The 13,468-nt window shown below is 60.4% G+C and carries 10 protein-coding genes; 7 read left to right on the top strand and 3 right to left on the bottom strand.

The features are described from left to right. Positions 1 to 140 precede the first annotated feature (140 nt). Positions 141 to 1,823 carry an ABC-F family ATP-binding cassette domain-containing protein gene (locus ABIB48_RS11430; RefSeq protein WP_110105732.1) on the top strand — a complete coding sequence of 561 codons (1,683 nt, stop codon included), beginning with the start codon at positions 141 to 143 and terminating at the stop codon, positions 1,821 to 1,823. Between the two features lie 113 nt (positions 1,824 to 1,936). Further along, positions 1,937 to 3,136, top strand: coding sequence for an MFS transporter (locus ABIB48_RS11425; protein WP_110105733.1), 1,200 nt, complete (start codon positions 1,937 to 1,939; stop codon positions 3,134 to 3,136). Here the strand turns inward: ABIB48_RS11425 and ABIB48_RS11420 are convergent. After that, a complete protein-coding gene (locus ABIB48_RS11420; protein WP_354213034.1) occupies positions 3,133 to 3,513 on the bottom strand; it encodes a phosphatase PAP2 family protein in 381 nt (126 codons plus the stop codon). The two genes, ABIB48_RS11425 and ABIB48_RS11420, sit on opposite strands and share 4 nt — an antisense overlap. 255 nt (positions 3,514 to 3,768) lie before the next feature. Here ABIB48_RS11420 and ABIB48_RS11415 point away from each other — a divergent pair, with 255 nt between their 5' ends. The 5 genes from ABIB48_RS11415 (at position 3,769) to ABIB48_RS11395 (ending at position 9,001) form a co-directional block, all read left to right on the top strand. Beyond that, on the top strand, positions 3,769 to 4,710 hold the full coding sequence (locus tag ABIB48_RS11415; RefSeq protein WP_354213033.1) for an ABC transporter ATP-binding protein: 942 nt from the start codon (positions 3,769 to 3,771) through the stop codon (positions 4,708 to 4,710). Between the two features lie 2 nt (positions 4,711 to 4,712). After that, on the top strand, positions 4,713 to 5,615 hold the full coding sequence (locus ABIB48_RS11410; RefSeq protein ID WP_354213032.1) for an ABC transporter permease: 903 nt from the start codon (positions 4,713 to 4,715) through the stop codon (positions 5,613 to 5,615). A gap of 47 nt (positions 5,616 to 5,662) precedes the next feature. Further along, positions 5,663 to 6,946 carry a sensor histidine kinase gene (locus ABIB48_RS11405; RefSeq protein WP_245932111.1) on the top strand — a complete coding sequence of 428 codons (1,284 nt, stop codon included), beginning with the start codon at positions 5,663 to 5,665 and terminating at the stop codon, positions 6,944 to 6,946. Positions 6,947 to 6,959: 13 nt separating this feature from the next. Next, positions 6,960 to 7,643 (top strand): response regulator, encoded by a 684-nt coding sequence (locus ABIB48_RS11400; RefSeq protein WP_354213031.1) that lies wholly within the window; start codon positions 6,960 to 6,962, stop codon positions 7,641 to 7,643. Positions 7,644 to 7,726: 83 nt separating this feature from the next. Further along, a complete protein-coding gene (locus ABIB48_RS11395; RefSeq protein ID WP_315914578.1) occupies positions 7,727 to 9,001 on the top strand; it encodes a M18 family aminopeptidase in 1,275 nt (424 codons plus the stop codon). A 32-nt stretch (positions 9,002 to 9,033) separates the two neighbouring features. Here ABIB48_RS11395 and ABIB48_RS11390 read toward each other — a convergent pair whose 3' ends face one another. Both ABIB48_RS11390 and ABIB48_RS11385 read right to left on the bottom strand, forming a co-directional pair. Beyond that, on the bottom strand, positions 9,034 to 9,684 hold the full coding sequence (locus ABIB48_RS11390; RefSeq protein ID WP_315914577.1) for a DUF1345 domain-containing protein: 651 nt from the start codon (positions 9,682 to 9,684) through the stop codon (positions 9,034 to 9,036). A 7-nt stretch (positions 9,685 to 9,691) separates the two neighbouring features. Then, positions 9,692 to 13,417 (bottom strand): TM0106 family RecB-like putative nuclease, encoded by a 3,726-nt coding sequence (locus tag ABIB48_RS11385; protein ID WP_354213030.1) that lies wholly within the window; start codon positions 13,415 to 13,417, stop codon positions 9,692 to 9,694. Between the last annotated feature and the right edge of the window lie 51 nt (positions 13,418 to 13,468).

Below are 13,468 nucleotides of genomic sequence, written 5' to 3'. Positions count from 1 at the left end.
CACTGCTCATGCGGACCCGTGCCTGAATTCATCCGGGAGAAATGGTCGCTTAGCGGGGAGCTAAACGACCATTTCTCCCGGATGGACGCGTTCGGAAAGAGCGGGCAGGCAGTGGGCTCAGAAGATGGGAGAATTGCCAAGTGGGACATATTGACGTTGCAAACATTGACTACTTTCTCTCCGACGGCCGGCAGCTGCTGAACGGGGTGAATTTCCGCGTCTCCGACGGCAGTAAAACCGCTTTGATTGGCCCTAACGGCACAGGTAAAACCACCTTGCTGCGTATCATCTGCCAGGACATCAAGGCCGATGAAGGAGCCGTATCGCGCTCCGGAAGCATGGGCATCATGCGCCAGTTTGTTGGCCAGGTCCGCGACGAGAGCACGGTGCGTGAGCTATTGCTCTCGGTGGCGTCGGCGACCATTGCCGCGGCTGGCAAGGCTGTGGATGACGCCGAACTGGCCATGCTGGAGCGCGACGACGAGCCCAGTCAGATGGCGTACGCCCAAGCAATTGCCGATTGGGGTGATGTTGGCGGCTACGAGATGGAAACCACGTGGGACGAAGTCACGATGGCTGCCATGGGCATGGATTTTTATACCGCCCAATATCGCAAGGCGGCCTCCCTCAGTGGTGGTGAGCAGAAGCGGCTGGTCCTGGAGGCACTGTTCTCCGGCCCGGATGAACTCCTGTTGCTCGATGAGCCGGACAACTATTTAGATGTGCCCGGCAAGCGTTGGCTTGAGGCAAAGATGGCTGCCTCAGATAAGTCCGTACTGTTTGTTAGTCACGACCGTGAGCTGCTGGCCAATGCCGCGGACAGGATCGTCACCCTTGAACCGGGCATCAACGGCGCGTCCAGCTGGACGCACGGCGGCGGTTTCGAATCATATGTGACCGCGCGTGAGGACCGCAACGCCCGCTTTGAGGAGCTGCGCAAGCGCTGGGACGAGGAGCATATCAAGCTCAAAGAACTCGTCAACATGTACAAAAACAAGGCCGCTTTCCGCTCCGACATGGCCAACCGTTACCAGGCCGCACAATCACGCTTGTCCCAGTTTCTGGAGCAGGGTCCGCCTGAGGCTCTGCCCATTGAACAGAACGTGAAGATGCGGCTCAAGGGCGGGCGCACCGCCAAACGCGCCATTGTCGCCACCAAGTTGGGGCTCACCGGGTTGATGAAACCCTTCAGCACCGAGATCTGGTTTGGTGACAGGGTTGGTGTGCTGGGCTCCAATGGCTCCGGCAAATCCCACTTCCTGCGGCTTCTGGCGGCCGGAGGATCGGATCCGGACAAGGAACATGAGCCGGTTTCCGATGTCACCATTGCCCCCGTTCCGCATGAAGGCAACGTCAAGCTCGGCGCCCGCATCCGGCCCGGCTTCTTTGCCCAGACGCATGCCCGGCCAGACCTGCTGACCCGGACCCTACTGGACATTCTGCACCGCGGAGACGAGCACCGCTCCGGTTTAGGGCGTGAAGCTGCTGCGGCATCGTTAGACCGCTATGGCCTGGCCGCCAGCTCCGAACAAAAGTACGATTCACTCTCCGGCGGCCAGCAGGCGCGTTTCCAAATCCTGTTGCTGGAACTCTCCGGAGCCACGCTGCTGCTGCTGGATGAACCGACCGACAACCTGGACCTGCACTCCGCTGAGGCGCTGGAAAAGGCCATCGACTCATTCGAGGGAACTGTTTTGGCGGTGACCCACGACCGCTGGTTCGCCCGCTCCTTTGACCGCTTCCTGGTGTTCGGCTCAGACGGCAAGGTCTACGAATCCGAGGAACCTGTGTGGGACGAAAAACGAGTTGAGCGCGCCCGCTAAGCCGTAGATACCAACCCGGCGTCTCCGGTACTAGAGTTGCCTCAGTGCCTACCATTAGTGGCTCAAACCTTGTTCCCGGGCGAATAGCCCCTGCGTAAAGAGAACCACACATCATGAATCAGCAAGCGGTCCGCCGCGCAGCCATTGCCACCTTTGCCGTGTTCGCCATCAACGGCTTCGTGTTTGCCAGTTGGGCTGCCAGGATCCCGGCCGTCACCCGCATCCTTGAGCTGACCGCCGGGGAAATGGGGCTGCTGCTGCTGACCATTGCAGCCGGCTCCGTAATTGCCCTGCCGCTGGCCGGAAGCGTGGTGGCGAAGATTGGCACGGCCAACACCATTCGTGTTGGTGGCTTCGCCGCGTCCTTTGGCGGCCTCATCATTGCCCTGGCTCTGTTCCAGCACAATGTGTCCCTCACCGCAACCGGGTTGTTCTTTTTTGGTGTTGGCATTGGGCTGTGGGACGTGGCCCAAAATATTGAGGGTGCCGATGTGGAGCGCCACCTGGGCCGCACCATTATGCCGCAATTTCATGCAGGGTTCAGTGGTGGGGCGCTGATTGGCGCCCTAGTGGGCGCGGGGCTCTCCGCCCTGGATGTGAGCATGTCCTTGCACCTGTTGGTGATTGTGGTGGGCGTATGCCTAGCCATGGTGCTGGTGCCGCGGATGTTCCTGCCCGAGACACCCACCAGCGGAAGCCGCGCGGATGCCGCGGTCAAGACCCATAAGGGCCGCAGCGCGTGGACGGAGAAGCGCACGCTCATGGTGGGGCTTGTGGTGCTCGGTGCGGCCTTGACGGAAGGGGCCGCCAATGACTGGATTGCCAAGGCCAGTGTTGACGGCTTCGGTTCCACGGAAGCCCAAGGCGCCATCATGTTCGCCGTCTTCGTTGCCTCCATGACGTTGTTCAGGTTCTTCGGCGGGCGCTTCATTGACCGCTTTGGCCGCGTTCCCGTGCTGTACGGCAGCCTAGGCTCGGCACTGGTGGGCCTTGTCATCTTTGTTCTTGCCCCGAACATGGTGCTGGCCGGCGTAGGTGCCGTACTGTGGGGCGCCGGTGCCGCCATGGGTTTCCCCATGGGCATGAGCGCCGCCGCGGACGATCCTGCCCGGGCCGCAGCCCGGGTATCAGTGGTTTCCACCATTGGCTATGTGGCCTTCCTGGCAGGCCCGCCACTGCTGGGATTCCTGGGCGATCACATCACGATCCGCTGGGCGCTACTGGCCATTGCCGTGGCCATCATTGCCTCACTGCTGACCGCACCGGCGGCCAAACCGCTGCCCGCATCAGAGTTTGAGTCAGTCAAGCACTAAGCTGGAGAAATATTCCGCGGGAGGTACTTATTGCTCATCGCTGCCCACAGCAATAAGGTGACACCAACACCTAGCATTGCCCCGGCCACGGTGTCTGATAGCCAGTGAACGACCAAATATGTGTGGCTGTACATCATGGCCAGGCTGAGAATGGCGCCTGCCGTGAACAGGGCCAGCCGCCAATGGCGCCGTAAAAGCACCATGAATAACGCGGCACTGTAAATAGCCATTCCTGCACTGCCCACAACATTCAGCACTACGTTCGCATCGGTGAGCCACTGTGAACGTGAGGACACCATGAGGTGGTACCAGCCGGCGTCGTACTTTTGAAAAGGCGGGTTATTCCCCGTGGCCCACACCAGAACATCGCCGGTCACCAGCAGGATCAGGGCCGGTACGCAGAGCTACAGCAACTGATTGCGTGGCCGATCCAGGGGGTGCAGGGCAGACGATGAAGGCATCTGGCCAGTCTAAGGGCGGGCGTGCACGGCAGGTCATCCGTTGGGATTACCCTGAGCAAACCGTGAATCATCCCTGAGATAGAAGAAAATGGGGAAGGTGTTGCGTACGGTTGTAATAGATTCATACGCAACGCCGCACGCGTTGTGGGCTCAACACAAGGGGAACGCACCATGATTGAGGCAGTAAACCTAACCAAGCGCTACGGTGCCAAGATGGCGGTTGGTGGTGTCACGTTCACCGTCAAGCCCGGAATAGTGACTGGTTTCTTGGGCCCGAACGGTGCAGGCAAGTCAACCACCATGCGAATGATCGTGGGATTGGATAAGCCCACTGCCGGCACCGTCACCGTGAACGGCAAGCCCTACGTCAAACACCGTGATCCCTTGCATCAGGTGGGGGCCCTGCTGGACGCCAAGGCCGTGCACACCTCACGAAGCGCCTACAACCACCTGCTGGCTATGGCAGCTACACACAGTATCCCCACCAGCCGGGTCAACGAGGTCATCGAGATGACAGGCCTGGCCGCGGTGGCCAAGAAAAAAGCCGGCGGATTCTCGCTCGGCATGGGCCAGCGGCTCGGTATTGCCTCGGCACTGCTGGGTGATCCCCAGACCTTGATCCTAGATGAGCCTGTCAATGGGCTGGACCCCGAGGGCGTGCTGTGGGTGCGAAATCTGGCGAAATACTTGGCCTCTGAAGGTAAAACGGTGTTTCTGTCCTCACATCTCATGAGTGAGATGGCGCAGACTGCAGACCACTTGATTGTGATTGGCCGCGGATTGATCATTGCTGATGCGCCGATCGCCGAGATTCTTGCTGGCGCTTCGCAAAGCAAGGTACGCGTGCGTACCTCAGCGGTCACCCGGCTGAGCCAGCTGCTAGCCAGCAACGGCGTCACAGTGGCATGCCACGAGAATGAAACCTTGGAGGTCACCGGGCTCGATGCCCGCCAGATCGCCGGTATTGCCCTGGCAAATCAGGTGCTCGTGTATGAGCTGACACCGCTGACGTCCTCCTTGGAGGAGGCCTACTTTGACCTGACAAAGGACTCGGTGGAATACCATTCCCAAGAACTTGACTCCAATGCTTCTGCTGCTGTGAAGGAACGCTAACCATGAGTACGATTTCGACTTCCGCGCCTAGGCACACAGGCGGCTCGGTGTCCTTTGGCGGTGTGCTGCGCAGCGAATGGATCAAGTTCCGGTCTCTGCGCTCCACGCGGTTGCTGCTCGCTTTCGCTTTCCTGGCAGTGGTGGGTGTTGGCACCATGGCCGCCTGGCTGCGAGGAGTCATCATTGAAAACATCATGTCTTTTGGGTCGTCAGGTCGGGGATCCGGTGTTGATCCTAGTGCAAGCAAGATCACGCTTGACCAAGCCATAGAGCTGGCCAAGGGACAAGGGATTCTTCTTTATAACACTCCCATTGCGGGCCTGCAGCTGGGCATCCTGATTCTGGGTGCTTTATCCGTTTTGCTGATCTCCTCCGAGTTCGGTACCGGCATGATCCGCTCCACCATGACGGCCGTGCCTAAGCGTTTGCCGGCCTTCTTCGCCAAGGCGATTGTGCTGGTGGTGGTCTCCTACGTGCTGACCCTAGCGGCAGCGTTTGTCACGTTCCTGATCTCCGTCCCCGTCATGGGGGCCTACGGCATTGAGCTGTCGCTGAGTATGGACGGGGTGCTGTACAGCATGCTCATGGCCGGTGTGTATGTTGCGGGTGTTTCACTGGCCGGCCTGTCCCTTGGTACGTTGCTTCGTAGCTCCGCTGGCGGCATTATTGTCCTTGTTGCGCTGTTCTTTCTGGTGCAAATCGCGGCACCGTTGCTTACCCTGGTTCCAGGTGAGTTCTGGAAGTACGTGCCGCAGTACCTGCCCAGCGTGGCAGGTGGCCGGATGCTCGAAATTGGTGAGACGGCAGCCTACATCTCCCCATTGTCCGGTGGGCTGATCTTCCTGGCCTGGATCACTGTGCTGATGGTCCCTGCCATCATCTCCCTCAAGATTCGTGACATTTAGGAGCTGCTGGAGTCCGGCGCATCTGCCGGGAACTTAAGCTCATTCCCATGCGCACACAAGACCAGGCGGCGGAGGCGGAACGAACGGCCGCTTCCGCCGCCGAACTACCATCCTTTGAACGGCGGGCCGCAGAATTCTCGGACCGCCGTCGAGGCAGAATCCGCAACTACTTTTCCAACCACCCCCGCATCATGGATGTGGTGGTGGTTTTGGTGTATTTGTTGCTTGGCCTGGGCACCTTTGTGGACCTGCAACCTGACATGAACGTGAGCTCCCACGTGGTGATTGTGGCTGCCTCAGCCACTGTGCTCTTATTCCGCCGGGACAAGCCCTTGGCAGTCCTTGGTATTCTGACGATTTTTGAACTTCTCAATATTGCCCAGATGCCAAATACAAGCAATGTTGGCATCAGCATTTGGTTTGCCCTCTACTCCGTGGCGGTCACCTACCGCCCCTTGCTGAGCTTCTCAATGGCAGTGCTGGCGACGCTACCACTTGGCTTCTACACGCTCTTTTTTTTCCAGCTCCCGTCTGAATATTTAGTGGCGGACGGTCCCACTGCGGCCCAGACCAACATTATTTCCGCCATCATTATGCTGCTGGCCAATATTATTGCCGCAGGAATTGGGTCCTCTGTACGTAGCAACCGGCGCCATGAAGCCGAAATGCGTCAGTGGGCGGTGCGGAATGCGCAGCTGGCTTCCGTGGCCGAACGCAACCGGATTGCCCGAGAAATGCATGATGTGGTGGCCCACTCGCTGACCGTCATGGTGGCACTTGCCGATGGTGCCGCCGTGGTGGTTAAGCGTGATCCAGCCAAGGCTGGCGAAGTTCTGGGCCAGCTTTCACAAACCGGGCGTACCGCGCTTGCGGACATGCGCCGGGTACTGGGCGTGCTGCGTGCAGATGGTGGAGTGCAGCGCTCTCCGCAGCCGGTCCATACGGACATGGGCGCCCTGATTGAGGGGTTCCGGCAGGCCGGGCTGCCCATCACTGTTTCCAATTCGGGACCACCCACATCACCGGATCCCGCTTTGGCGTTGACGGTGTACCGGATTGTGCAGGAATCATTGACCAATGTGCTCCGCTATGGGGCGGCCGTTTCCCGGGTTCAGGTGAGCCTGCTCAACGATGTGGCCACAGGCGAGTTTAGGGTGCAGATCGCCGATGACGGCCGCGGCACGCTCAAGGGTTCCCTCGGGACGGGGCAGGGCATTGAAGGCATGCGGGAACGGGCACGAATATTTTCCGGCACGCTCGACGCCGGACCTGGTACTCAGGGTGGGTGGCGTGTACACGCTATCCTGTACCCTGCGGATGGACCGGAGTAAATAAAGGAATGTTATGGATGAGGGCTTGATCAAGGTTCTGCTGGTGGATGACCAGCCGCTGCTGCGGATGGGATTCCGGCTGATCCTGGAGGGCGAGGATGATCTGGTTGTTGTGGGTGAAGCCTCCGACGGGGTTCAAGCCCTGGCCGCTGTGGAGTCGCTGGATCCTGATGTTGTGCTGATGGATGTGCGGATGCCGCTGATGGATGGCATTGACGCGACAGCCAAGATCAGCGCTTCATCCTCTGGCGCACGGGTCATCATCTTGACCACTTTTGACCTGGATGAGTACGCGTTTGCCGGCCTGCAGGCCGGGGCTAGTGCATTCCTGCTCAAGGATGTTGTACCTGCTGAGCTGATCCAAGCTGTGCGGCTGGTAGCAAGCGGCGATGCCGTGGTGGCGCCACGGGTGACGCAACGACTCCTGGAGAACTTTGTCCGCAACAGCCCGCCACGGCCCGCACTGCAGCCGGACCCGCTGCTCGAAGAACTCACGCCACGGGAACTCGAGGTGGCCCAACACATTGCTCAAGGGCTCTCCAATGCGGAGATTGCCCATGCCCTGTTTCTCTCCGAGGCAACAGTCAAAACCCATGTGCGCCGGATCTTGACGAAGCTGCACGTGCGTGACCGTGTTCAAGTGGTGGTTTACGCCTACGAGACGGGCCTGGTCACTCCTAGCAACCCTGACTACTAGGCTGACGATTAGTAGTGGGTGGACGGCTGGCGGCAAGAGAGCGTGGCCCCGCCGTTTCCTCCCCTTCGTGGTTGAATCGAAGTATGACTTCTGTTGAGCACATTCTGGACCTACGCGACTTCATCGAAGCGGCGCCGTCGAGCTTTCATGCAGCGAGGGAGGCTGGGAAGCGTCTGGCCGGGGCAGGTTTCAGCCAACTGGCTGAAACTGATGCCTGGCCCGTGACCGGCAAGTTCTTCATGATCCGTGATGGTGCCATCATGGCGTGGATAGTGCCGGAGGGGGCAACTGCCACCACGCCATTCAACATTCTGGGCGCCCATACTGACTCACCCTCGTTCAAGCTCAAACCCAAGCCGACCATGAGCAGGTTTGGCTGGTTGCAGGCAGGCGTAGAGGTTTATGGTGGCCCGTTGCTCAACTCGTGGCTGGACCGGGAACTGCAATTTGCTGGCCGACTCGTGGACCTGGACGGCACCGAGACCCTAGTGGCCACCGGAGCATTGCTGCGCTTTCCGCAGTTGGCGATCCATCTTGACCGTGGCAGCAATGACGGGCTCAAGCTGGATAAACAGTTCCACATGAACCCGGTATGGGGCCAGAGTGAGGGAGTGGAAAGCGACCTTTTGGGACTGCTCGCGGACCGTGCCGGTGTGGACGGCGCAAGCATAGGTGGCTATGACATTGTTGTGGCAGATACCCAGCCCGGCCAGATCTTCGGTGCCAACAATGAATTCTTTGCGGCCGGGCGGATGGACAACCTGACCAGCGTGCATGCGGGACTTGTGGCGCTGATGGCTGCTGCAGCAGCACCCGCCGCCGGTGTGATTCCCGTCTTGGCCGCCTTTGATCATGAAGAAATTGGATCGGGTTCACGCTCCGGCGCCTGCGGGCCCATTCTAGAAGATGTCCTGACCCGTGTCTCTGACGGATTGGGTGCCAGCGAGAGCGAACGCCGCCGAGCCTTCGCCAGCTCGTTCTGTGTCTCTGCCGATGCCGGGCATGCTGTCCACCCCAATTATGGTGAGCGCCACGATCCCGTCAACCTGCCGGTGCTCAACGGCGGCCCGCTGCTGAAGATCAATGCGAATCAGCGCTATGCCACTGACGGTGTGGGGGCAGCGGTGTGGGCCCGATTGTGTGCGAAAGCCGGGGCCCCGTACCAGGAGTTTGTCTCCAATAACAATGTTCCCTGCGGCTCCACCATTGGGCCATTGACAGCCACCCGGCTCGGCATTAGGACCCTTGATGTGGGCACACCGCTGCTTTCCATGCACTCTGCGCGGGAACTGTGCGGCGTGGATGATCCGCACCATCTGGCGCAAATCACGCAGACGTTCTTCGCCGCGGCGGTGTAGCTCGCGGCTACCGTCATGGGAGCGCGCGGAGGTTACGCGGCGAGGCTAACCACTAGGTTGATGGTGGTGGCTAGAATGCCGGTACCAAAGACAAAGGCCAGCAGAGAATGACGGAGCACTGCCCCGCGCATGGGGCGCGTTGTGATGTTGGTGTCCGAGACCTGGTAGGTCATGCCTACGCTGAACGCCATGTAGGCAATGTCGGTGTACTGCGGCGGTTCCTCTTGGTTGAAGCCAATGCCGCCGGGCTCCCCGCTGTAATAAATCTGGGCGTAGCGCAAGGTGAACAGCGTGTGCACCATGAGCCAGGACATGGCGGTTGCGCTCAGTGCCAGCAGTGCCAGCAGGAACCTTCCCGTGCCTTGAATGTCTTTGCTGCCCACCATGACCAGGACGACGGCGGCCAAGGAACCCAGCGCTGCCAACAGAATCAGCAGATCGGTGGTGCGCAGTCCAGGATCCTCCTCCTGCGCATGGGTTGCCGTTTTAGTTGCGTCCATGGGGGCTATGGTCAGCCAAACCGTGGCGTTGTAAATGAGAGCGGCCACGGCCCAGCCCACGGCTGGCGCGTAAATCCAGGCGCCGAGGACACCTGTCAGCGCTGTAGCCGCTATCCCGCACACCACCATGCCCAGAACACGGAGCTGCCGGTGCCGGGCGCGGGTTGACGTTACCTGGTTCATGCTGTGATCATGCCACGGCGGTGCCGTGGTTGCCTGCAATAGGGCCGCGTCCGGGGTTATCGCCGGCATGGCACAGCCCAATGAAGGCTCCCAATTCCGCCATGCCTTCGGGCCGGCTGGGCATGAAGTTGCTCAGTTCGGGGGAGCGAATAATAACGGCCCGCCACTGGCCGCGCGAAACAGCAACGTTGATGCGGTTGCGGTTCAGCAGGAACTCCATGCCACGCGGGGCGCCTGACGGGTCCGCGCAGGCCATGGTCACCAGCACCACAGGTGCTTCCTGGCCTTGAAACTTGTCCACCGTGCCCACCCTGACATCCTGCAGCCCAGCGTCATCGAGGGCGCCGCGCACCAGGTGGACGTGGGCGTTGTAGGCAGCCACCACGAGGATGTCGTCCTGTGCCAGCGGCCGGGGTGTCTGATCCTTGCCGGGTGTCCACATCAGGCCTAGGTGCTCCCTGGCCTGGTCCACGACCTCCGTGGCTTCCTCTGGTGATGACTGTTTGTTGTCCTTGCCGCTTGCAGGGTCCTGTCTGACGTAGATGGTTTCCACACCGGGATCCTTGCCCTCCAAGTGGCGCTGGGTGGCTGCCAGCGCAGATTTCAGCTTTCCTGAGTAGCTCAACCGGGACACCGCAGCACAAAGGTCCTGCTGCATGCGCCACGAATCGGCCAGGAAATAGCCCTTCTGCGCTGATAGGGTGGCTTCCCCGGCGGAGATCCAGCCCAGTGCTGATTCGTCCACAGGTGCTGGGTGTGAACCCTGCGTGACCTGTGGCAGTTGCTGCGGATCCCCGAGCAGCAGAAGCCGTTTTGCCGCACGGGATACGGCCAAGGTGTTGGCCAGTGAGTACTGCCCGGCCTCGTCAACCACGAGCAGGTCCAGCGAACCTGCGGGAACATTCGCCCCTGTCATGGTCCATGCAGTGCCGCCAATCAACGCGCCACCCTCGCTGTCCAACAGCTTGGTGAACTGCAAGTCGCTCGTGACTTTCCACGGCACCTCGTACGTGCCGTTGAGCTTCTTTCCCACGCGTTCCGGATCCACTTTTGCCTTCTCAATGGCTGCACGCAGCATGTTTTCCACCACGGCGTGCGACTGCCCCACCACGCCGATTTTCCAGCCTTGCTTCATGAGGTTGGCAATGACGTGCGAGCCCACATGAGTCTTGCCCGTGCCGGGCGGGCCCTGGACGGCCAGGTAGGAATCCTCCAGCCTCTCCACAGCAGCCGTGATGGCGGCAATGTAGTCGTGCTCCTGAACACTGTGCCCGTCCCCATGCATGACCGCGGACGGCAGCGCGCCGCCGTCTTTCAGCCTTGGTTTGAGCTTGCGCAGGATATCCAAACCGGGGTGGTTGGGCAGATGCGGCTGCTCACCCGGCTGGGGCACGGTGCTGCCCACGGTGGTGGCCAAATCCGCCAGTGCGGCCCGGATGCTGACGGTGGGGACAGGCTTGTTCGGGGCAAGTGCCATGGGTAGCTGGCCATAAGGCTGGACCTTAGTGGTGGACTTCTCCGCAACCAGCAGTGTGGTCAGCTCGGGTGTGGCCGGGTCCGAAACATCTTCCAGAACGGTGACATTGAATAGCCCTCCACGCGGGGCGGGCGCTTTGCCCGAGTCACTGGGCGTTTCCTCCATGCCTTCCGGCAGCGGGGCCTCGTGCATGCCAAACCAGGTTGTACCGGCACGGAAGTCTGAGCCTTCCGTGGCGATTCCGGTGATTCTTAGCGTGCGACCTTCTGTGCGGGCACGTGGCTTGTCGGCTGGCCTGGCCCAATCCGCCACGATCTCTGCCGTGTCAATGCGCAGCATGTTCCGCTCTTCGGTCCACGCGTTGGGACCCTTTTCCAGCCGGTCAAAGTGGCCCCACCAGAACTGCTTGTCCTCACGGCGGTGGTAGCTGGCTGCGGCGGACACCATGGCGACGGCGTTTTCATCCGCGCTGAGCTTATAGTCCTTCATGTCCTGCACGGCTTCGACGTAGGTGTGGAGCCGGAGTTCTTCCGGAGCAGGTTCGTAGCTGCTCTGCTGCTCCTCGGTGCCCGTGACGTTGAGCTTGCCGCTGCCTTCAGCCCACGAGCCCACTGTTGTGGCGGCGCTTATGTCAAAGAGCCAGTCACGCAAGCGCAGCGTGGAGACGCAGTCGTATCTGTTGTAGTCCGTGATGGAGGCCAAGGTTTCCGTAGCTTTCGCGGCCTCTTCAGCATCTCCACCCAGTCCTGCATCGCGCTGCCTGCAGTAGTTGGCGTACGCCACAACCGAGGCGCCGGCATCCTTTACCTCTCCTGAACGGACGTTGGAGCCCATGTAAAACGGTTCGAGCTTCTTAATTGAATACGACGATTCGGAGATCCGCACCGACTGGCGCACAGTGTCCAGCAGGTCCACGAGCAGGCCCGAACGCAGCCATTCGTCAATAATGTCCTCGCCCGTGCCATGCAGCACGGAAAGGTTGCGCAACGCCGACTTCTCATAGGGTGCGTAGTGGTACACATGCATCTCCGGCCATGTTTTTCGGCGCGCCTGGACATATTCTAAAAATGACATGAATGCCGCCTTTTCCTGCTGGCGGGAATGCGCCCAAAAGGGCTTGAATATAAGGTCAGCATCGGTCACTGATGAGGCCGCAACGCCGGCGGGCACGGCTTCAATGGAGCCAAACAGGTACTCAATGCCCCACTTTTCGGTGGTGGGGTCCTGCCACAGCGGATCTCCCTCAAAGTCAAAGAAGATGTCGCCGTCGCTGGGTTTAGGCAGCTGGCTGACGCTGTCCAACACCTTGTAGCTGATCTGGTGTGCGTCAGCGCCCTTCCCAACCGTGGCTGAGCCCTTTACTTCTTCCAGGTCCAGCTGCATGCGTGCCTGGTCACGGAGCCGGACCAGCGGCCCGGCAACCCCGGCTTCCGGCAACGCCGCCAGATCCTGGATGGTGGCAATACCCTGCGCCATGAGTTTGCGGCGCTGGGAGCCTGTCATGCCGTTCACCAGCAGCAAGTCTTGATGCGCCGCGACCTGCTCGGCGCAGTAGTCGCAACGCCCGCAGTACTTGATGCCTTCCTGCATCCACGTCACAGGAAGCGGCTGTGTGCGGTGGGCAGCCGTGAGCGTCAGGAACCGCTCACGGTGCTCCCGGAACACCGGCAGCAAGTCTGCCATGGCGTGGTCGCTATGCTTTCGGTTGCCCAGCACCAGCGTGGTGGTGGGGGCCACGGGGATGACATATTTTTCCAGTTGGTCTCCGTACGCTGCCAGCTGTAGCAGCGCACTGACCCGAGCATGCCTGGCTAGTTTGGTGTCGTGCACGGCGTACGAGCCGTCCGGCTGACGCATCAGAAAATCGGCGAATCCCACAAATGAACCGTCAAAGAAGGTGGCCTGGAAAACGACGTCGGCACCGGTCCGCAACGCCTCCAACGTTTCCTCACGCTTGGCCTCAAGCCCGGTCCAGCTCAGCTCGCCGCGGTCGAGGGACTTCACACCCTTGCCTGCGGATGCATCCCATTCGCCAAATTCGGCCGAGTACTCCTGCAGGATCTTCTTTTCAAAGGCGTCACCAAGCTGTGCTGCGCGTTCGCGCATGTCATCCTTCGCGAACACGGCCTTGGCGGTACGGCCAATCTTCTCATCCAGAATCCGCAGCGTCCGGTACTGGCACTCACTGGCCGTCACCAGATCTGACGCCGAAAAGATCAGCTTCGTCTCGCCTTCGGGGGAGTCAAGCAAAAACATGGGAGTGCCTTCCTGCAGCGTCGAACCACACGGTTTCGATGCTTTGAATGT

Source organism: Arthrobacter sp. UYCu511, from assembly GCF_040547105.1.
GTDB lineage: Bacteria > Actinomycetota > Actinomycetes > Actinomycetales > Micrococcaceae > Specibacter > Specibacter psychrochitiniphilus.
The sequence above is the reverse complement of the archived record's forward strand: the minus strand, read 5'-3'. Positions and strand labels throughout refer to the sequence as shown.

Coding starts and splice junctions, on each gene's coding strand:
- ABIB48_RS11410 (WP_354213032.1), top strand. CDS start 4,713: ATGAGTACGATTTCGACTTCCGCGCCTAGGCACACAGGCGGCTCGGTG.
- ABIB48_RS11395 (WP_315914578.1), top strand. CDS start 7,727: ATGACTTCTGTTGAGCACATTCTGGACCTACGCGACTTCATCGAAGCG.
- ABIB48_RS11400 (WP_354213031.1), top strand. CDS start 6,960: ATGGATGAGGGCTTGATCAAGGTTCTGCTGGTGGATGACCAGCCGCTG.
- ABIB48_RS11405 (WP_245932111.1), top strand. CDS start 5,663: ATGCGCACACAAGACCAGGCGGCGGAGGCGGAACGAACGGCCGCTTCC.
- ABIB48_RS11390 (WP_315914577.1), bottom strand. CDS start 9,684: ATGAACCAGGTAACGTCAACCCGCGCCCGGCACCGGCAGCTCCGTGTT.
- ABIB48_RS11425 (WP_110105733.1), top strand. CDS start 1,937: ATGAATCAGCAAGCGGTCCGCCGCGCAGCCATTGCCACCTTTGCCGTG.
- ABIB48_RS11415 (WP_354213033.1), top strand. CDS start 3,769: ATGATTGAGGCAGTAAACCTAACCAAGCGCTACGGTGCCAAGATGGCG.
- ABIB48_RS11385 (WP_354213030.1), bottom strand. CDS start 13,417: ATGTTTTTGCTTGACTCCCCCGAAGGCGAGACGAAGCTGATCTTTTCG.